Genomic DNA, 18,808 nt, shown 5'->3' on the forward strand with positions numbered 1-18,808 from the left:
ATTGATGGCTATCTGCTCATTTCTGCTTATTTCTGCTCGCTTTGCGGCGTCACCCGCAGCACCTCCTCGACCGTCGTCAACCCGGCCGCGACCTTCTGCGCACCGGACAAACGCAAGCTGCGCATGCCTTCCTTGAAGGCCTGCCGCCGAATGGCCGTGAGGTCAGTGTCCGGAGTGATGAACGCCTTGAGGCTGTCACTCAATTGCATGATCTCGTAAACCCCGGCGCGGCCGTGGTAACCGGTGTCGCGACATTCGACGCAGCCGATCGCGCGCTGGGCATTACTCGGCAGCGGCGCCTGCCATGGGCGGGTCAGGGCTTGCCAATCTTCTTCTGCCAGTGTCAGTGGTGCCTTGCAATGCGGGCACAAGGTGCGCACCAGACGCTGGGCCATAACGCCGAGCACGGTGGCTTTGATCAGGTAATGCGGCACGCCGAGTTCGAGCAGGCGACTGATCGCACTGGGCGCATCGTTGGTGTGCAATGTCGACAGGACCAGGTGCCCGGTGAGTGCTGCCTGAATCGCCATTTCGGCGGTTTCGAGGTCGCGGATCTCGCCGATCATGATGATGTCCGGGTCTTGCCGCATCAGTGCGCGCACGCCGGCGGCGAAGCTCAGGTCGATGTTGTGCTGCACCTGCATCTGGTTGAACGCCGGCTCGACCATTTCGATCGGGTCCTCGATGGTGCAGAGGTTCACTTCCGGCGTCGCCAGTTTTTTCAGCGTGGTGTACAGCGTGGTGGTCTTGCCCGAACCGGTCGGCCCGGTGACCAGAATGATGCCGTTGGGCTGACGGGTCATGTCCTGCCAGCGGCGCAGGTCATCGGCGCTGAAACCCAGTTGATCGAAATCCTTGAGTAGCACTTCCGGGTCGAAAATCCGCATGACCATTTTTTCGCCGAACGCTGTAGGCAGGGTCGAAAGCCGCAGCTCCACTTCACCGCCGTCCGGGGTCTTGGTCTTGACCCGGCCGTCCTGGGGTTTTCGCTTCTCGGCGACGTTCATCCGCCCGAGGCTTTTCAGGCGACTGACAATTGCCATGGTCACCTGCGGCGGGAATTGATAGACGTTGTGCAGCACGCCGTCGATGCGAAAGCGCACCGTGCCTTGTTCACGCCGAGGCTCGATGTGGATATCGCTGGCGCGCTGCTGGAATGCGTACTGGAACAGCCAGTCGACGATGTTGACGATGTGCGCGTCGTTGGCGTCCGGCTCCTGATCACTGGCGCCGAGGTTGAGCAATTGTTCGAAGTTGCCGAGGTTGCCACTCTGCTGATCAGCATTGTTGGCACCGCTGACCGATTTGGCCAGGCGGAAAAACTCGACACTGAAACGCTGGATGTCCGCCGGGTTGGCCACCACCCGTTTTATCGGCAGCTTCAATACGTGCGTCAAATCGGCTTCCCAACCCGTGACGTAGGGTTGGGCGCTGGCGACAGTGACCGCATCACGGTCGACCGCCACCGCGAGAATCTTGTGCCGTTGTGCGAAGGCGTAGGACATCAACGGGGTGATCGCGGCGACATTGATCTTCAGCGGGTCGATGCGTAAATACGGCTGGCCGGCCTGTTGCGCCAGCCACAGGGTCAGGCTTTCCAGGTCGAGGTGTTTGCCCGGACGGCTTAAGTCGTCGAGCTGCTGACTGGCGATGAATTCCAGCGGATGCATCTGGCCGTGGGCGGCATGGCGCCGACGGGCATTGAGTGCCTGCTCCGCCGAGTCCTGGCAGATAAAACCTTGGGCGACCAGTTCACGCAATACATCGTTGAGATCCAGCCAGCGGTCCTGAGTGGCGAAATGAACGGACATGCGGGCTTCCTTTTAAGCGACAGTGCGCAAAAGGATAGTCGCGGCCCTACCGACCGTTGGGCCACTACCCGACGAAGCCGTTGCCGGATTTGTCAGCCCGCCGCTTGTGCCGGCGCATCCCAGGCGCTGTCGGCGTTTTGCAGGTTCACCGAACAGACGCTGATCAGGTTACGAAGTTTTTCCGCAATCACTTGAGCGCGATGCCAGCTCAAACCGCCCATGATCAGGTCGATCGACAGCAGATCGTCCATGCGCTGTACGTTGACCTGCTCGGGCGTGAGGCACTGCAGTGCGAACAGGTTGAGCACCCGCACCAGCAAATCCGGCTCAGCCTCGGCGAGAATCTGATACTGCGCCAGGCAATGGGCGTTGCTGACGCTCCAGACATCGGCGCGGGTTGGCGGGGTGGTAACGGCTTCGAGGTGCGGCATGGCGATTCTCCAAAATCTCTGGAGGAATTTTTACATTCGGTGCGGGGTATTTCTTGGCTATGATCGGCGTTATTGGCGAATGACCGATTGAATCAATTCGCAAGATTGTCGATCTGAGGTTTTTCTATGCACAGTGAGCTGGACAGTTACGACCGCAAGATTCTCGCCCTGCTGCAGGAGGATGCTTCGCTGTCGAGCGCGCAGATCGCCGAACAGGTCGGCCTGTCGCAATCGCCGTGCTGGCGGCGGATTCAACGGATGAAGGAGGAGGGGATCATCCGTGGCCAGGTGACCTTGCTCGATCGCAAGAAGATTGGCCTGAACACGCAGATCTTTGCCGAGATCAAACTCAACGCCCACGGGCGTTCGAACTTCACTGAGTTCACCGAAGCGATTCGTGGGTTTCCGGAGGTGCTGGAGTGCTATGTGCTGATGGGCGCGGTGGATTTTTTGCTGCGCATTGTCGCGGCGGACATCGAGGCGTATGAGCGTTTCTTCTTCGAGAAGCTGTCGCTGGTGCCGGGGATTCAGGAAGTGAATTCGATTGTGGCGTTGTCGGAGATCAAGTCCACCACCAGCTTGCCGGTTTGAGAGTGCGCAGAGGCTGCTGGCCTCATCGCAGGCAAGCCAGCTCCCACAGGTTTTGTGTTGGAACACAATCTGCATTCCAACACTGAACCCTGTGGGGGCTGCGGTGCGACGATTCGACTTGTCAGCGAAAGCGGTGTTACATGCGCAGCAGCATTTTCCATGCGCGATTCTGGTAAACAGCAATCGCCTGATGCTTGCGCGCGTCGAGCAGTTCGTCAGTGATCGTCGGCTCGTTGGCCAGTTGCGCCAGCTTGTTCAGTTCGCCGTACAGGCGATCCATTTCCGGGATGTCCAGCACGTTACGTGCGTGGTGCAGCCAGACCTGAATGCGCTCGATACGCGGCAGTTGCTCAGCCAGATCTTCCGGCTGCTGCTGGTAGCGCTGCAATTGCAGGGCCGTCGCTTCTTCGCCCAATGTGCGCGGCAACCAGCTGTGCAACTGCGCGCCGCCCTGACGATTACCACGTACGTTACGATCAGCGGTCCAGGTGCGAGCCAGCAACCAACGCGAAGTGTTCAGCGAGAACGAGCCCCAGCGCGGGTCTTCGAGTTCTTCGAGGAACTGCTCCGGTGCGGCTTTGCGCACGTCTTCGTCTTCGATACCGGCCTGCACCAGTGGACGCCAGTCTTCCAGCAAGGCATCCAGCGCGACGCGCAAGTCGTGGGTCGACTGACGCGGCGCGGCCTGGCCGAGGCTGCTCAACAGGGCGCGCATTTCCGCGAGGCTTTCGACCCAGTCAAGCAACAGGCGCCAGTGGCCGTTGAATCGGTACTGTTCCGCCAGACGCTGGCTGCTGCCGAGCAAGTGCCAGCTCAGTGCGGCGAAGGCGTCGTCGAGTTGGGTTTCCGGGGTCAGCTCCGGCGCCGGCAGGCTCAGCGAGTAGCTGTTGGCGTCGTACAGACGATAACCGCGCTCAGCCTTGCTGATGTCGCACGGCATCAGCGCCAGGGTTTCAGCCAGCTCGGCCGCCAGTTCCAGCAGCGCGGCAGGCTCGCCTTCGCGCAGTTCCAGTTCCAGCTCGCAGATTTCTTCTTTCTGCTTGCCGACCACCACGTGACCGAGATCCAGCGCGGCTTCGATAACGACTTTGCTCTTGCCACGGCCCCAGGCGATTTCCGCGCGCTCGCGGACGAAATCGGTGGTGAAGATCGGCTTGAGGGTTTTCTTGTCCAGTTCGGCCAGCGACTCGGGCCAGCATTCGCCGTCGAGTTTCTTTACGTCGAGCTTGGCTTTCGGCAACTTCCAGTCGTATTCATTACGTTCGGACAGCCCGGCGACGCTCTGGCCACGGGTCTTGAGGGTCTGAATCACTTCGTCGCCGTCCTTGCGCAGGCGCAGGGCGACTTTGGCCTGAGCCAGATCGCGCTCGGGGGTGTCGAAGTACTGGTTCATCAACTCACGGCGTTCCCAGCCACTTTTGTTGCGTTTTTTCAGTAACGGGTGCTCGCGCAGGGCGGCGAGGGTTTCGCGGCTGACGCGGAGTTTGATTTCGGTTTCTTTCTGCATGGCCGGAAAATCCAGGATCGGGAGCGCAGCCGGGGAATATGTGGCTGCCAAGGCCGTGCAGTGTACAGGACTCAAACTTCCTACGCCCTGCGACGGTTTATTCCTGACGCCGGATGGTTCTATGATGGACTTCAAATCGGGAGTTGGAGTCAGCGATGCCTTTGCCATCCATGCAAGACCAGTTCGCGGCGCTGATCGCCGCGCCGTCGGTCAGCTGTACCCAACCGAACCTTGATCAGTCCAACCGCGCGGTGATCGATTTGCTCGCCGGCTGGCTGGGTGACTTGGGTTTTAACTGTGATATCCAGCAGGTCAGTCCCGGCAAATTCAACCTGCTCGCCAGTTTCGGCAGCGGCCCCGGCGGGCTGGTGCTGGCCGGGCACAGCGACACGGTGCCGTACGACGATGCGTTGTGGCAGACCGATCCGCTGAAGCTCACCGAAGTCGATGGCCGCTGGGTCGGCTTGGGCAGTTGCGACATGAAGGGCTTCTTCGCCTTGATCATCGAGGCCGTGCTGCCGCTGCTTGATCAGCCGTTCAAGCAACCGTTACTGATCCTCGCCACCTGCGACGAAGAAAGCTCGATGTCCGGCGCCCGCGCGCTGGCCGAGGCCGGGCGTCCGCTGGGTCGTGCGGCGGTGATCGGCGAGCCGACCGGGCTCAAGCCGATCCGCATGCACAAAGGCATCATGATGGAGCGCATCGACATTCTCGGGCAGAGCGGCCATTCGTCGGATCCACGTCTGGGCCACAGCGCCCTCGAAGCGATGCACGATGCGATCGGCGAACTGCGCGGCCTGCGCCTGTTGTGGCAACGTGAATTCAACAACCCGCAATTCAGCGTGCCGCAACCGACGATGAACTTCGGTTGCATCCATGGTGGCGATAACCCCAACCGCATTTGCGGCCAGTGTTCGCTGGAGTTCGATCTGCGGCCATTGCCGGGGATGGACCCGCAAGTCCTGCGCGCGGAGATTCTGCGCAAGCTCAATCCGGTGGCTGAGCGGCATCAGGTGAAGATCGACTACAAGCCATTGTTCCCGGAAGTGCCGTCGTTCGAGCAGGCCGAAGACGCCGAATTGGTGCGCATCGCCGAAAAGCTCACCGGGCATAGCGCCGAAGCAGTAGCGTTCGGCACCGAAGCGCCTTATCTTCAGCGCCTTGGCTGCGAAACCATCGTGCTCGGCCCCGGCGACATTGCTTGTGCGCATCAGCCCGGCGAATACCTTGAAATGTCACGTTTGCAGCCTACCGTGCATCTATTACGGCAACTGATTGAACATTACTGCCTGACCCCGGACAAAGTTCTATGAATTGAACACTGTCCATGTGGGAGCGAGCTTGCTCGCGAAGGCGGCGGGTCAGTCGACATTAATGTATCTGATACACCGCTTTCGCGAGCAAGCTCGCTCCCACAAGGATTGTGTTTTGCTCGATCAAACGCTGTAAATTGCCAGCACCCCAACCCGTATTCATGAGGAGAGCGCGCGTGTCGCCAAGCCTGTTCCGACGATAACCATCAGCCCGCTGTGCGTTTTCCGTTTCGCCCCTATTTCCGGCTGCTATTTATTACAGGCCCAGGTTCATGCCCGAATACGTCAATTGGCTTCGTCACGCGTCTCCTTATATCAATGCCCACCGCGACTGCACCTTCGTCGTCATGCTGCCCGGCGACGGCGTGGAGCATCCGAATTTCGGCAACATCGTTCACGACATCGTCCTGTTGCACAGCCTCGGCGTGCGTCTGGTGCTGGTGCACGGTTCGCGTCCACAGATTGAAACCCGTCTCGCCGCCCGCGGCCTGACGCCGCACTACCACCACGGCATGCGCATCACCGATGCGGCAACGCTGGAATGTGTGATCGATGCGGTGGGTCAGTTGCGCATCGCTATCGAAGCGCGGCTGTCGATGGACATGGCGTCGTCGCCGATGCAGGGCTCGCGTCTGCGTGTGGCCAGCGGCAACCTGGTCACGGCGCGGCCGATTGGCGTGCTGGAAGGTGTCGACTATCACCACACCGGCGAAGTGCGCCGGGTTGACCGCAAGGGTATCAATCGTCTGCTCGACGAGCGTTCGATCGTGCTGCTGTCGCCGCTGGGCTACTCGCCGACCGGTGAAATCTTCAATCTCGCCTGCGAAGACGTCGCCACCCGCGCCGCCATCGACCTGGGCGCAGACAAGCTGCTGCTGTTCGGTGCTGACCTGGGCCTGATCGACGAAAACGGCAAACTGGTGCGCGAACTGCGCCCGCAACAGGTGCCGGCACATTTGCAGCGTCTGGGCAGCAGCAACTATCAGGCGGAACTATTAGATGCTGCGGCCGAGGCTTGCCGTGGCGGCGTGGCGCGCAGCCATATCGTCAGTTACGCCGAAGACGGCGCGCTGCTGACCGAACTGTTCACCCGTGACGGTGGCGGTACGCTGGTCGCGCAAGAGCAATTCGAACTGGTGCGTGAAGCAGCGATTGAAGACGTCGGCGGCTTGCTCGACTTGATCAGTCCGCTGGAAGAGCAGGGGATTCTGGTGCGTCGCTCGCGCGAAGTGCTGGAGCGTGAGATCGAGCAGTTCAGCGTGGTCGAGCGTGAAGGCATGATCATCGCCTGTGCGGCGCTGTATCAGATTGCCGATTCCGATGCCGGCGAACTGGCGTGCCTGGCGGTGAACCCGGAGTATCGCCATGGCGGTCGCGGCGATGAACTGTTGGAACGCATTGAAACCCGCGCACGGGCGCAGGGTTTGAAGACCTTGTTCGTCCTCACCACCCGCACCGCGCACTGGTTCCGCGAGCGTGGGTTCGAACCGAGCAGCGTTGAACGCCTGCCGGCAGCGCGGGCTTCGCTGTACAACTTTCAGCGTAATTCGAAAATCTTCGAAAAGACCCTGTGATCGATCGTTCCCACGCTCTGCGTGGGAATGCCTCAACGGACGCTCCGCGTTCGGCTTTTGATCGGACGCGGAGCGTCCCGGGCTGCATTCCTTTGCCGCGCGTGGGAACGATCAATTACTCGGTGATGAATTTCGCGCTGACATACGGCGAGTAGTCCGGCAGCACCGTTTCAACCTTGCCTTGTTCCTTCAAAAACTTCGCCGTCTCGCCAATCGCCTTCGCCGTGCCGCCGTCCAGCAGCGCCGTGGTTTGCTGCGCCTTGGCATCCGGGAACGCTGACCCCGCGAGCAATTCCGGCACGTCGGCGGCATTGGCACCGGTCAGTTTGGCGATTTTTTGCACCGGCACCGAGTCAGCCGTCCAGCTGTCTTTATGCGCCGCGTAATCGGCGAATGAGTCCAGCGTAACCTTGGCGAACTTCGCGACAACCTCAGGATGCTTCTCGGCAAAATCCTTGCGCGCGACCCAAACCTCGAAAGTCGGCGCGCCCCACTGGCCGACCTGCGCGGCATCAGTCAGGGTTTTGCCGGTCTTGCGGATTTCACCCAGCGCCGGCGACCAGACAAACGCGCCATCGATATCTCCACGCTTCCACGCAGCGGCGATCTCTGCGGGTTGCAGGTTCACCACTTTGACTTTCGAGGTGTCCAGGCCCCAGTGCTTGAGCGCGCCGAGCAGGCTGTAGTGGGAGGTGGAAACGAAGGGCGTGGCGATGGTTTTGCCAACCAGATCCTGCGGAGTGTTGATGCCGCTGCCGTTGCGCACCACCAAGGCTTCGGCGGCATTGATCTGTGCCGAAACGATGAACGCGACGATGGGCAGATTGCGAGAAGCGGCAGCCGCTAACGGGCTGGAGCCGAGGTTGCCGATCTGCACATCGCCGGAAGCGATGGCTGTCACAACTTCCGGGCCGCTGTTGAAGCGGCGCCAGTCGATTTTCTCGCCGATGGTTTTCTCGTAGACGCCATCAGCCTGAGGGACTTTGCTCGGGTCGATGCCGGTTTGATAGCCGACCGTGAGGTTGGCGGCATGGGCAGAAAAAGAAATGATTGCTGACACACAAACTGTAACAAATTGACTAGATAGTGCGCGTTTGGCCATCATGGCGTCGCCTTTTCGATAGGGTTTGACGATTCGGGGTTACGCCAAAGCTAATCGATATAAAAAAAGGCTAACAAATACCATTTAGGAATGAGCTTAGTCGCCGATACGCTGTATCCCGGCGAAGATGGCAAGATACTGGCCATATTCCGAAATGATATGAAAAAGAATGAATAAATTCTTTTTGGGTTTATCAGGAAATCTTTACTCTGCACGGACCAAATCACTGCGATTAGACCTTGGTCGTAGACACACAAGGTTACGATTGACTTGTCAGTCACGGTCTGGCGCTAATCGCGCATCTTAGGATCCAGGGCATCAGACCCCGGGCCAGGAACACAAGAATTAGAAACGAGAGGAGCTTTACATGAACAAGTCCACCTTGGCCCTGGCTGTGGCCGTAGGGGTTATGGCGCAGCAGGCAGGCGCCGCCGGTTTCATCGAAGACAGCAAAGCTACTTTGGGGCTGCGTAACTTCTACATCAACACTGACAACCGTGACAGCGCTGCTGGCACTGCTGCCAACAAGCGTGCTGGCGTGCAGAGCAAGAACGAAGAATGGGGCCAAGGCTTCGATCTGCGTTTCATCTCCGGCTACACCCAAGGCACCGTCGGCTTCGGTATCGACGCCATCGGCCTGTTGGGCGTGCGTCTGGATTCGGGTGGCGGCACCAACGGCGCCACCTCGACGTCCTATGGCGGCACTGTGTTCCCGAGCAAGTCCAACGGCGAAGCCGTTGATAACTTCTCCAGCCTGGGCCTGACTGCCAAAGCCAAGATTTCCCAGACCGAACTGAAGCTGGGTACTCTGCAGCCGAAGAACCCGGTAATCGTGACCAACGACGGTCGTCTGTTGCCACAAACCTGGCAGGGTGGCCAGATCACTTCCGGCGACATCAAAGACCTGACGCTGGTTGGCGGTCAGATCGAAGCCGTGAAAGGTCGTAACTCCAGCAACAATGAGCAACTGTCGATTGGCGGCGCAAACGCGCACACCATCACTGGTCGTGACAGCAACAAGTTCATTTACGCCGGTGGTGACTACAAAATCACCAAAGACCTGACCGCTCAGTACTACTACGGCAATCTGGAAGACTTCTACAAGCAGCACTTCCTGGGTCTGGTCCACAACTGGGCAATCGGCCCGGGCGTGCTGAAGTCTGACCTGCGTTACTTCAACAGCTCCGACGACGGTGCCAACGGTCACGACCCGCTGTACTACAGCTCGGGCAACTACGACGGCGTTGCAAGCGGCAAAGGCAAAGTCGACAACAACCTGTACAGCGGCCTGTTCCTGTACACCGTTGCTGGTCACACTTTCGGTGGCGGTTACCAGGTTTCCAACGGTAGCAGCGACTTCCCTTGGCTGAACCAGGGCGACGGCTCCTCGAACTACACCATCACCGACATGCAAATCCAGAAGTTCGGCCGTGCCGGCGAGCGCACCTGGCAAGCACGCTACTCGTATGACTTCGCCAAAATCGGCGTACCAGGCCTGACTGCTGGTCTGGTCTACCTGCGTGGCGACAACATCGACACAGTATCGGGCACTCGTCCTTATCCAGAGTCGGGTAGCGGCCGTTCCGAGTGGGAACGCGACCTGACCGTCGGTTACGTCGTACCAGAAGGTCCGTTGAAGAACCTGGGCCTGATGTGGAAAAACGCTATGTGGCGCAACGACATCCCAGGTCAGCGTGACCAGGATGAAAACCGCCTGATCGTCAGCTACTCGATCCCGCTGCTGTAATAGCGCGTCTCGATTCGCGGATGAAAAAAAGCCCCGTCCGGCATCGCGCCGGACGGGGCTTTTGCGTTTTCGAGTCAGGCTCACCCCCGTAAGCCCTCCCCGAAATTCCCCTCTTTACAGCAACTCAAGGCCTTCTCGAACCTTGCGACCGATGTTCGTCGGGATGCCGCCGAGCGTCCAGTGAACAGATGTTTAATATTCACTTATGATCTAGATATCTGATTATTTATTCTTTTTCATGATGGCAAATCCCGGGCTACAGTTGAGGTCTCGAACAACTCATCAGGAGCAGCACCATGAGCCTCAGACTCGGCGACATCGCCCCCGATTTCGAACAGGATTCCAGCGCTGGCAAGATTCGTTTCCACGAATGGCTGGGCGATAGCTGGGGCGTGCTGTTCTCCCACCCGGCGGACTTTACCCCGGTGTGCACCACGGAGCTGGGCTTCACCGCCAAGCTAAAGGATGAGTTCAGCAAACGCGGCGTCAAAGCCATCGCGCTGTCGGTCGACCCGGTGGATTCGCACCATAAGTGGATCGAAGACATCAATGAAACGCAGAACACTGTCGTCAACTTCCCGATCCTGGCCGATGCCGATCGCAAAGTCTCGGATCTGTATGACCTGATCCACCCGAACGCCAACGACACGCTGACCGTGCGTTCGCTGTTCGTCATCGATCCGAACAAGAAAATTCGCCTGACCATCACTTATCCGGCGAGCACCGGGCGCAACTTCCACGAGATTTTGCGGGTGATCGATTCGCTGCAACTCACCGACAACTACAAGGTAGCGACCCCGGCCAACTGGCAGGACGGTGAAGAGGTGGTGATTGTGCCGTCGCTCAAGGATGAGGAAGAGATCAAGCAGCGCTTTCCGAAGGGTTATCGCGCGGTGAAGCCGTACCTGCGCCTGACGCCACAGCCGAACAAGTGATCTTCTTGGGCAGATCGTTCCCACGCTCAGCGTGGGAATGCCGCCCGTGACGCTCTGCGTCACAGTGGACGCGGAGCGTCCATGGATTCATTCCCACGCAGAGCGTGGGAACGATCAGTGGTAGCTACTAAGCAGGGGATTTCAGGCCGTTTCGACGGCCTTTTTTTTCGGCCGTTGTTTGTTGGAATGTATATCTCCAAAACGCATAACCAAATGAATAAATATGATTTATGGATATATAAATCAGCTGGTAAGGTCAACTCCATTGAAGCGAGATCGCAACCCGCGAATCGCCTGTAACGCTTAAGGAATCGTCTCAATGCTGGTCGTCTCACTCGGTGGCAGCCCCAGCCTGCGCTCCCGTTCCGGAGTGCTGCTGGAGCGCTCGCAACGTTGGTTGCAGCAGCAAGGGGTGGAAGTGGTGAGTTATCAGATTCGGGATTTCCCGGCCGAGGATTTGCTCCACGCCCGCTTCGACAGCCCTAAGGTGCTCGACCTGCTGCAACAGATTGAAAACGCCGACGGCCTGCTGATCGCCACGCCGGTTTACAAAGCGTCGTTCTCCGGCGCCCTGAAAACCCTGCTGGATCTGCTGCCCGAGCGCGCCCTCAATCACAAGATTGTCTTGCCGATGGCCACGGGAGGCAGCATCGCCCACATGCTGGTGGTCGATTACGCCCTCAAGCCTGTGTTGTCGGCATTGAAAGCCCAGGAAATGCTCCAGGGGATTTTCGCCGAGGACAGCCAGATCGCTTACGGCGAAGGCAGTGCCGCAGCACAACTGGCACCAGCGCTGGAGCAGCGCCTGCATGAAGCGCTGGATCAGTTTGTCGGCGCCATGGCCCGCCGGCCGAAACCGCTGGAACCGGGCCTGCTGAACGAACGTTTATTGAGTGCTCGCTGGAGCATTTAAGCCACACCCGAACTTGATGTACTTCACCTTACTCAGCCGCTAACGGTTAAGCAGGTGCAGCCAAAACCCAACAGCAAAAAGGAGAGCGCTATGCGCACTGTATTTTTGCGTCGTGGTCTGGTCGCTCTGTTTGCTGCGGCTGTCACCTTCGGCGCCATCACTCAAGCTCAAGCCGAGACATTGCGGATCGGTTATCAGAAGTACGGCACGCTGGTGCTGCTCAAAGCCAAAGGGACTTTGGAGAAGCGTCTGGCCGCCCAAGGCGTCGACGTGCAATGGACTGAATTCCCCGGTGGCCCGCAACTGCTCGAAGGCCTGAACGTCGGCTCGATCGACTTCGGTGTCACCGGCGAAACTCCGCCAGTCTTCGCTCAGGCTGCCGGCGCCGATCTGCTCTACGTCGCCTACGAGCCACCAGCGCCGAACAGCGAAGCGATCCTCGTGCCGAAGGACTCGCCGATCAAATCGGTGGCCGATCTCAAGGGCAAGAAAGTCGCGCTGAACAAAGGCTCCAACGTCCACTACCTGCTGGTGCGTGCGCTGGAAGATGCTGGCCTCAAATACACCGACATTCAAACCGTATTCCTGCCGCCCGCCGATGCTCGCGCTGCGTTCGAACGTGGCAGTGTCGATGCCTGGGTTATCTGGGATCCGTACCAGGCCGCCGCCGAGAAACAACTGCAAGCGCACACCCTGCGCGACGGCAAAGGCATCGTCGATAACCACCAGTTCTACCTCGCGACCAAGCCATACGCAGAGAAAAATCCTCAGGTGATCAAGACCCTTGTGGAAGAAGTGCGCGCCGTCGGCGAGTGGTCGAAAGCCAACCCTGAAGACGTCACCCAACAAGTCGCGCCGCTGCTCGGTCTGCCGGCGGACATCACCCTGACCTCGGTGAAACGCCAGGGTTACGGCGCGCTGTTCCTGACCCCGGAAGTGGTCGCCGCGCAGCAAAAAATCGCTGACACGTTCTACCAGCTCAAGCTGATTCCCAAGCCGCTGAGCATCAAGGACGTGATCTGGACACCACCGGCCGCTGTGGCTAAAGCGCCGTAAATTCGAATCCCCAAGGAGACCACTCCATGAGCCTCAATATCTTCTGGTTCCTGCCTACCCACGGCGACGGCCATTACCTTGGCACCGCCGAAGGCGCTCGCGCCGTCGACCACGGTTATCTGCAACAGGTCGCGCAAGCGGCGGATCGTCTGGGTTTCGGCGGTGTGCTGATTCCGACTGGGCGTTCTTGCGAGGACTCGTGGCTGGTGGCGGCCTCGCTGATCCCGGTGACCCAGCGCCTGAAATTCCTCGTTGCCCTGCGCCCCGGGATCATTTCCCCGACGGTCGCGGCGCGGCAGGCTGCGACCCTTGATCGCCTGTCTGGCGGGCGGGCGCTGTTCAATCTGGTAACCGGCGGTGATCCGGAAGAATTGGCCGGCGACGGTCTGTTCCTCAGTCACGAAGAACGCTATCAAGCCTCGGTGGAATTCACTCGTATCTGGCGCCGAGTGCTGGAAGGTGAAACCGTCGATTACGACGGTCAGCACATCAGTGTGAAGGGCGCAAAATTGCTCTATCCGCCGATCCAGCAACCGCGTCCGCCGCTGTACTTCGGTGGCTCGTCCGAAGCGGCGCAGGACTTGGCCGCTGAACAGGTAGAAATGGTTCTGACCTGGGGCGAGCCACCGGCAGCGGTTGCCGAGAAGATCGCCCAAGTCCGCGCCAAAGCCGCCAAGCTCGGCCGCACTGTGCGCTTCGGCATTCGTCTGCATGTGATCGTCCGTGAAACCAACGCTGAAGCCTGGCAAGCGGCGGACCGGCTGATCTCGCATCTGGACGACGACACCATCGCTCGCGCCCAAGCTTCGCTGGCGCGTTTCGATTCGGTCGGTCAACAACGCATGGCTGCGCTGCATGGCGGTAGTCGCGACAACCTCGAAGTCAGCCCGAACCTCTGGGCCGGCGTCGGTCTGGTGCGCGGCGGTGCCGGTACGGCGCTGGTCGGCGATGGCCCGACCGTGGCCGCTCGCGTGAAGGAATACGCCGATCTGGGCATCGACACCTTCATCTTCTCCGGTTATCCACACCTGGAAGAGTCGTACCGCGTCGCTGAACTGCTGTTCCCGCACCTCGACATCGAGCGTCCGGAACTGCCGAAAAGCGCCGGTTATGTCAGCCCGTTCGGCGAGATGGTCGCCAACGACATTCTTCCCAAAGCCGCGTCGCAAAGCTGAGGCGCGCCATGAAGAAAATCATCCACAGCCTCGCGCCTTGGGCGTTGCCGGTGTTGTTGCTGGCGGTGTGGCAGTTGTCGGTATCGGCCGGTTGGTTGTCGACACGGATTCTGCCGGCACCGGTGGCGGTGATCGAAGCCGGCGTGAGCCTGGTGCGCAGCGGTGAAATCTGGACGCACCTGGCGATCAGCGGCTGGCGCGCGGCACTCGGTTTCACCATCGGCGGCAGCATCGGTCTGGTCCTGGGCTTTATCACCGGCCTGTCGAAGTGGGGCGAACGCCTGCTCGACAGTTCGGTGCAGATGATCCGCAACGTGCCGCACCTGGCGCTGATTCCGCTGGTGATCCTGTGGTTCGGCATCGACGAGTCGGCGAAGATTTTTCTGGTGGCGCTGGGCACGTTGTTCCCGATCTACCTCAACACTTATCACGGCATCCGCAACGTCGACCCAGCGTTGGTGGAGATGGCGCGCAGTTATGGCCTGAGCGGTTTCAGCCTGTTCTGGCAAGTGATTCTGCCGGGAGCACTGCCTTCGATTCTGGTCGGCGTGCGCTTCGCTTTGGGCTTTATGTGGCTGACGCTGATTGTCGCCGAAACCATTTCCGCGAGCTCCGGCATCGGCTACCTGGCGATGAACGCTCGCGAGTTTTTGCAGACCGACGTGGTGGTGCTGGCGATCCTGCTTTACGCGGTGCTCGGCAAACTCGCCGACCTTGCGGCGCGTGGCCTTGAGCGTGTGTGGTTACGCTGGCACCCGGCTTATCAGGTTGCCAAAGGAGGTGCGGCATGACTGCTCAACAACCTCCACGCCTGCTGCGCGGCATCCCGCTGGCGGTGCGCAACCTGCAGAAAACCTTCGGCGCGCGGCGAGTGCTGCGTGACATCGATCTGCACATTCCGGCGGGGCAATTCGTCGCCGTGGTCGGGCGCAGTGGCTGTGGCAAAAGTACTTTGCTGCGCCTGCTCGCGGGGCTAGATCAACCGACTGGCGGTGACTTGTTCGCCGGTTCTGCGCCACTCAGCGATGCGCGGGAAGACACCCGATTGATGTTCCAGGAGGCACGTCTGCTGCCGTGGAAAAAGATCATCGACAACGTCGGGCTCGGCCTCAAGGGCAACTGGCGTCAGCAAGCACTGGATGCGCTGGAAGCGGTCGGTCTGGCCGATCGCGCCAATGAATGGCCGGCGGCCTTATCAGGCGGACAGAAACAACGCGTCGCACTGGCGCGGGCGCTGATCCATCAACCGCGTCTGCTGCTGCTCGACGAACCGCTCGGCGCACTGGACGCGCTGACCCGCATTGAAATGCAGCAACTGATCGAACGTCTCTGGCAGCAACACGGCTTCACGGTGCTGCTGGTGACCCACGACGTCAGCGAAGCGGTGGCGATTGCCGACCGGGTGATTCTGATCGAGGACGGCGAAGTCGGTCTTGATCTGCATGTCGAACTGCCGCGCCCACGAGTGCGTGGTTCGCATCGGCTGGCGGCGCTGGAAACCGAAGTGCTCAACCGAGTTTTGTCCCTGCCTGGCGAGCCGCCGGAGCCGGAGCCTGTTTCACCACTGCCTACGCAACTGCGTTGGGCGCAATAACTCAAGTTTTATCAACGACAGGAATCAATGCCATGACTATCAAAGCCATCAACGTGCGCAACCAGTTCAAAGGCTCGATCAAGGAAATCGTCCTCGGCGACGTGCTGTCGGAAATCGACGTGCAAACCGCTTCGGGCATCGTCACTTCGGTGATTACCACCCGTTCGGTCAAGGAGCTGGAACTGGTGGTGGGCAGCGAAGTGATCGCCTTTGTGAAATCCACCGAGGTGTCGATCGCCAAGTTGTAAGCCGGTGAGTAAAAAACAACCCCGGAGGGCGTGAGCCCTGCGGGGTTTTTTGTGATCGTTCCCACGCTCCGCGTGGGAATGCCTCTAGGGACGCTCCGCGTCCAGTGACGCGGAGCGTCACGGGCTGCATTCCCACGCAGAGCGTGGGAACGATCATGGCTCAACGCTTGGGCAGATAAGGTGGCAGATACAGGCCGATATAGGCATCAAACACCCGCATCCCTTCCTCGGCCATGCGCGGCGTGATCTGCCCATGCTGCTGCACCGAGCGCGCATACACACGGTCACCCAGCTCCATCGCCAGGGCAAACACATCGACATCCTCCGGCAGCCTCGGCAACTCGAAGTGATGATCGAACAGCTTGTGCATCAGATCGCCCAGTTCGATGTCGTGCTGACGGTCAGCCTGAGTAACTTCCGTCAAACCATGTTGGGCAAGGATCAACTGCCGCGCCGCCGCGTCTTCATCGTAGATCTCCAGCATGCGTTGCTCGACCAGCCGCGACAGATCACGCCAGTCGCGCAGCGCCTCGTGATCGATCGGCGCTTGCAGGCAGGCGCGAAACGCCGCGTGGACATCCGCCGTCAATGCTTCGAGCAAGGCAGGCACGCTGGCGAAGAAGTGGTACACGGAGGAGGGTGGAATCTGCGCCCGTTCGGCGACGCTGTAGATCGACAGACTGGCCACGCCCTCGGCAGCCAGCAGCGTGCGCGCGGCGTCGAGTATCGAATCGATGCGCGCCTGGCTGCGGGCACGGGGTTTGCGAACGGGGGCGGGTCGCGTCATGGAAGTCTCCTGCGGGGCAGCGGGCATTGTACGAGCCGGCTTGTGCGTTGTCTTGTCTGCCGCTTTCGTCGGAACGCCGCCCGGAGCAAGCTCGCTCCCACAGGGGATCTCCTGTGTACGCACAAGTCATATTGAATGGAGATCCCTGTGGGAGCGAGCTTGCTCGCGAACCGCCGCAGGCGGCCATTTACCCCAACCCCAGGAATTTGTGTTCGGCCATAAAAAACGCCGTGGGCTATGACAGCCAACGGCGTTTTTATCTGGTTCGCAATCCGCTTAAACGGTATGCAGATACCAGTTGTACTCAAGGTCGGAGATGGAGTGTTCGAACTCCTCCAGCTCGCTTTCCTTGCAGGCGACGAAGATATCGATGTACTTCGGATCGATGTACTTGGCCATCACCTCGCTGTCGTCCAGCTCGCGCAGGGCATCGCGCAAGTTGTTCGGCAGGCTTTGCTCGTTCTGCTCGTAGCTGTTGCCTTCGACAGGCGCGCCCGGCTCGATCTTGTTGGTCAGACCGTGGTGCACACCGGCCAGTACCGAAGCCATCAGCAGGTACGGGTTGGCGTCGGCGCCGGCAACGCGGTGTTCGATACGCACGGCATCGGACGAGCCGGTCGGTACGCGAATCGCCACGGTGCGGTTATCGAGGCCCCAGCACGGCGAGTTCGGCACGTAGAACTGTGCGCCGAAACGACGGTAGGAGTTGACGTTCGGGCAGAGGAAAGCCATCTGCGCGGGCAGGGTCTCGAGCACACCGCCGATCGCGTGACGCAGCGCGGCGTTCTGCTCGGGATCCTCGCTGGCAAAAATGTTTTTGCCTTCTTTATCCAGAATCGAAATGTGTACGTGCAGACCATTACCTGCCTGGCCCGGGTACGGCTTGGCCATGAAGGTGGTGTCCATTTCATGGTCGTAGGCGATGTTCTTGATCAGACGCTTGAGCAGTACCGCGTAGTCGCATGCCTTGATCGGGTCGGCGACGTGGTGCAGGTTCACTTCGAACTGCGCCGGGGCACTTTCCTTGACGATGGCGTCGGCCGGGATGCCTTGCTCTTTGGCACCTTCCAGAATGTCCTGGAGGCAGTCGACATATTCGTCGAGGTCGTCGATCAGGTAGACCTGCGTCGAGTGCGGGCGTTTGCCGGAGATCGGCGAGCGTGGCGGCTGAGGACGGCCGTTCACGTTTTCCTGGTCGATCAGGTAGAACTCGAGTTCGAAGGCCGCGCAGATGGTCAGGCCCAGCTCGTCAAACTTTGCAACAACTTGACGGAGCACTTCACGCGGATCGGCGAAGAACGGGTCGCCTTCGAGTTCGTGCATGGTCATCAACAGTTGCGCGGTCGGGCGCTTCTGCCATGGCTCGTTGCACAGGGTATCGGGGATTGGATAGCAGATACGATCGGCGTCGCCGATGTCCAGGCCCAGGCCGGTGCTTTCCACCGTTGAACCGTTGATATCCAGAGCAAATAGAGAGGCCGGCAGGTTGATGCCTTTCTCGTAAACCTTGTGGAGGCTGGTGCGTTCAATGCGCTTGCCGCGCACCACACCATTCATATCCGCAATCAGAAGGTCAACGTACAGAACCTCAGGATGTTCCTTAAGGAACGCGTTCGCTTCGTTAAGCTGAACGGCACGCGGGGGTACCGACATGATGCAACACCTTTGTTGTTAAAAATATCAATCATTGATCTTTTCTGGTTTCAGTCAACCCGAACGGCCTGCCGAAGTCAAGCGAGGCCTTTTTTGCCCTAAAAAAGCGCTGCGAGGGCATTTATGGGGCACTTTGAGGCAGTTTTTCGTCTTCAGGACGCTTGGCACCCGCAGGCTTGAGCAGGCCGTGTTGTATTTTTTACGGGGGTGTTGTGTAAAAAAATGAACAAGGCTAAGCTCCGATCAAACCCATAACAGCAATAATACCGGGGTGCTTCATGTCTCGCCTGCCGTTAATCGGCATCACCGACTGCTCGCAACAGTCCGGTCTGCATGCTCATCACATCAGTGGCGACCAATCCGTCCGTAGC

The 18,808-nt window shown here is 59.7% G+C and carries 17 protein-coding genes; 11 read left to right on the plus strand and 6 right to left on the minus strand.

Translation table 11 applies throughout. From position 1 onward, the window contains the following. Nucleotides 1-26: 26 nt before the first annotated feature. Entirely contained in the window at nt 27-1,811 is a 1,785-nt protein-coding gene (locus WA225_RS25930) for a GspE/PulE family protein (protein WP_422610187.1), read from the minus strand. 92 nt (nt 1,812-1,903) lie between these two features. After that, nucleotides 1,904-2,242 carry a hypothetical protein gene (locus WA225_RS25935; protein ID WP_422610188.1) on the minus strand — a complete coding sequence of 113 codons (339 nt, stop codon included), beginning with the start codon at nt 2,240-2,242 and terminating at the stop codon, nt 1,904-1,906. Between the two features lie 126 nt (nt 2,243-2,368). On the opposite strand from WA225_RS25935, the gene WA225_RS25940 reads away from it, so the two are divergent. Further along, a complete protein-coding gene (locus WA225_RS25940; protein WP_016983809.1) occupies nt 2,369-2,833 on the plus strand; it encodes an Lrp/AsnC family transcriptional regulator in 465 nt (154 codons plus the stop codon). Nucleotides 2,834-2,969: 136 nt separating this feature from the next. On the opposite strand, the gene WA225_RS25945 is transcribed toward WA225_RS25940, so the two are convergent. Then, nucleotides 2,970-4,340 carry an inorganic triphosphatase gene (locus WA225_RS25945; RefSeq protein ID WP_422610189.1) on the minus strand — a complete coding sequence of 457 codons (1,371 nt, stop codon included), beginning with the start codon at nt 4,338-4,340 and terminating at the stop codon, nt 2,970-2,972. A 155-nt stretch (nt 4,341-4,495) separates the two neighbouring features. On the opposite strand from WA225_RS25945, the gene argE reads away from it, so the two are divergent. Further along, nucleotides 4,496-5,653 (plus strand): acetylornithine deacetylase, encoded by a 1,158-nt coding sequence (gene argE, locus WA225_RS25950; protein WP_422610190.1) that lies wholly within the window; start codon nt 4,496-4,498, stop codon nt 5,651-5,653. A 272-nt stretch (nt 5,654-5,925) separates the two neighbouring features. Continuing rightward, nucleotides 5,926-7,227, plus strand: coding sequence for an amino-acid N-acetyltransferase (gene argA, locus WA225_RS25955; RefSeq protein ID WP_064116338.1), 1,302 nt, complete (start codon nt 5,926-5,928; stop codon nt 7,225-7,227). A gap of 115 nt (nt 7,228-7,342) precedes the next feature. Here the strand turns inward: argA and tauA are convergent, their stop codons facing one another. Continuing rightward, a complete protein-coding gene (gene tauA, locus WA225_RS25960; protein WP_422610191.1) occupies nt 7,343-8,332 on the minus strand; it encodes a taurine ABC transporter substrate-binding protein in 990 nt (329 codons plus the stop codon). Between the two features lie 364 nt (nt 8,333-8,696). Between tauA and WA225_RS25965 the strand changes: the two genes are divergently transcribed. From WA225_RS25965 to WA225_RS26000, 8 genes are all read left to right on the plus strand, one after another. After that, on the plus strand, nt 8,697-10,076 hold the full coding sequence (locus tag WA225_RS25965; protein WP_422610192.1) for an OprD family porin: 1,380 nt from the start codon (nt 8,697-8,699) through the stop codon (nt 10,074-10,076). 296 nt (nt 10,077-10,372) lie between these two features. Continuing rightward, nucleotides 10,373-11,011, plus strand: a complete 639-nt coding sequence (locus tag WA225_RS25970; protein WP_007913831.1) for a peroxiredoxin — start codon at nt 10,373-10,375, stop codon at nt 11,009-11,011. A gap of 319 nt (nt 11,012-11,330) precedes the next feature. After that, the gene (gene ssuE / locus WA225_RS25975; RefSeq protein ID WP_008085340.1) at nt 11,331-11,924 is read left to right on the plus strand and encodes an NADPH-dependent FMN reductase; all 594 of its coding nucleotides are present in this window, start codon (nt 11,331-11,333) and stop codon (nt 11,922-11,924) included. A gap of 90 nt (nt 11,925-12,014) precedes the next feature. Further along, nucleotides 12,015-12,980: a sulfonate ABC transporter substrate-binding protein gene (locus WA225_RS25980; RefSeq protein WP_422610193.1), complete on the plus strand. Its 966-nt coding sequence runs from the start codon at nt 12,015-12,017 to the stop codon at nt 12,978-12,980. Between the two features lie 26 nt (nt 12,981-13,006). Further along, entirely contained in the window at nt 13,007-14,155 is a 1,149-nt protein-coding gene (gene ssuD / locus WA225_RS25985; protein ID WP_018928626.1) for an FMNH2-dependent alkanesulfonate monooxygenase, read from the plus strand. Between the two features lie 8 nt (nt 14,156-14,163). Further along, nucleotides 14,164-14,946, plus strand: a complete 783-nt coding sequence (ssuC, locus tag WA225_RS25990) for an aliphatic sulfonate ABC transporter permease SsuC (RefSeq protein ID WP_003229260.1) — start codon at nt 14,164-14,166, stop codon at nt 14,944-14,946. Beyond that, nucleotides 14,943-15,749 (plus strand): aliphatic sulfonates ABC transporter ATP-binding protein, encoded by an 807-nt coding sequence (gene ssuB, locus WA225_RS25995; protein ID WP_422610194.1) that lies wholly within the window; start codon nt 14,943-14,945, stop codon nt 15,747-15,749. The genes ssuC and ssuB overlap by 4 nt, the downstream gene beginning before the upstream one ends. 32 nt (nt 15,750-15,781) lie before the next feature. Beyond that, nucleotides 15,782-15,997, plus strand: a complete 216-nt coding sequence (locus tag WA225_RS26000) for a TOBE domain-containing protein (RefSeq protein WP_003229256.1) — start codon at nt 15,782-15,784, stop codon at nt 15,995-15,997. Between the two features lie 160 nt (nt 15,998-16,157). Here WA225_RS26000 and WA225_RS26005 read toward each other — a convergent pair whose 3' ends face one another. Next, on the minus strand, nt 16,158-16,784 hold the full coding sequence (locus WA225_RS26005; protein WP_034151970.1) for a TetR/AcrR family transcriptional regulator: 627 nt from the start codon (nt 16,782-16,784) through the stop codon (nt 16,158-16,160). 276 nt (nt 16,785-17,060) lie between these two features. Continuing rightward, nucleotides 17,061-18,437, minus strand: coding sequence for a glutamine synthetase family protein (locus WA225_RS26010; RefSeq protein WP_007913842.1), 1,377 nt, complete (start codon nt 18,435-18,437; stop codon nt 17,061-17,063). Between the last annotated feature and the right edge of the window lie 371 nt (nt 18,438-18,808).

It is taken from the genome of Pseudomonas sp., from assembly GCF_049300855.1.
Lineage (GTDB): Bacteria > Pseudomonadota > Gammaproteobacteria > Pseudomonadales > Pseudomonadaceae > Aquipseudomonas.

Coding starts and splice junctions, on each gene's coding strand:
- ssuC (WP_003229260.1), top strand. CDS start 14,164: ATGAAGAAAATCATCCACAGCCTCGCGCCTTGGGCGTTGCCGGTGTTG.
- WA225_RS25980 (WP_422610193.1), top strand. CDS start 12,015: ATGCGCACTGTATTTTTGCGTCGTGGTCTGGTCGCTCTGTTTGCTGCG.
- WA225_RS26005 (WP_034151970.1), bottom strand. CDS start 16,784: ATGACGCGACCCGCCCCCGTTCGCAAACCCCGTGCCCGCAGCCAGGCG.
- WA225_RS25970 (WP_007913831.1), top strand. CDS start 10,373: ATGAGCCTCAGACTCGGCGACATCGCCCCCGATTTCGAACAGGATTCC.
- ssuB (WP_422610194.1), top strand. CDS start 14,943: ATGACTGCTCAACAACCTCCACGCCTGCTGCGCGGCATCCCGCTGGCG.
- WA225_RS26010 (WP_007913842.1), bottom strand. CDS start 18,437: ATGTCGGTACCCCCGCGTGCCGTTCAGCTTAACGAAGCGAACGCGTTC.
- WA225_RS25935 (WP_422610188.1), bottom strand. CDS start 2,242: ATGCCGCACCTCGAAGCCGTTACCACCCCGCCAACCCGCGCCGATGTC.
- tauA (WP_422610191.1), bottom strand. CDS start 8,332: ATGATGGCCAAACGCGCACTATCTAGTCAATTTGTTACAGTTTGTGTG.
- WA225_RS26000 (WP_003229256.1), top strand. CDS start 15,782: ATGACTATCAAAGCCATCAACGTGCGCAACCAGTTCAAAGGCTCGATC.
- WA225_RS25930 (WP_422610187.1), bottom strand. CDS start 1,811: ATGTCCGTTCATTTCGCCACTCAGGACCGCTGGCTGGATCTCAACGAT.
- argE (WP_422610190.1), top strand. CDS start 4,496: ATGCCTTTGCCATCCATGCAAGACCAGTTCGCGGCGCTGATCGCCGCG.
- WA225_RS25965 (WP_422610192.1), top strand. CDS start 8,697: ATGAACAAGTCCACCTTGGCCCTGGCTGTGGCCGTAGGGGTTATGGCG.
- argA (WP_064116338.1), top strand. CDS start 5,926: ATGCCCGAATACGTCAATTGGCTTCGTCACGCGTCTCCTTATATCAAT.
- WA225_RS25940 (WP_016983809.1), top strand. CDS start 2,369: ATGCACAGTGAGCTGGACAGTTACGACCGCAAGATTCTCGCCCTGCTG.
- ssuE (WP_008085340.1), top strand. CDS start 11,331: ATGCTGGTCGTCTCACTCGGTGGCAGCCCCAGCCTGCGCTCCCGTTCC.
- WA225_RS25945 (WP_422610189.1), bottom strand. CDS start 4,340: ATGCAGAAAGAAACCGAAATCAAACTCCGCGTCAGCCGCGAAACCCTC.
- ssuD (WP_018928626.1), top strand. CDS start 13,007: ATGAGCCTCAATATCTTCTGGTTCCTGCCTACCCACGGCGACGGCCAT.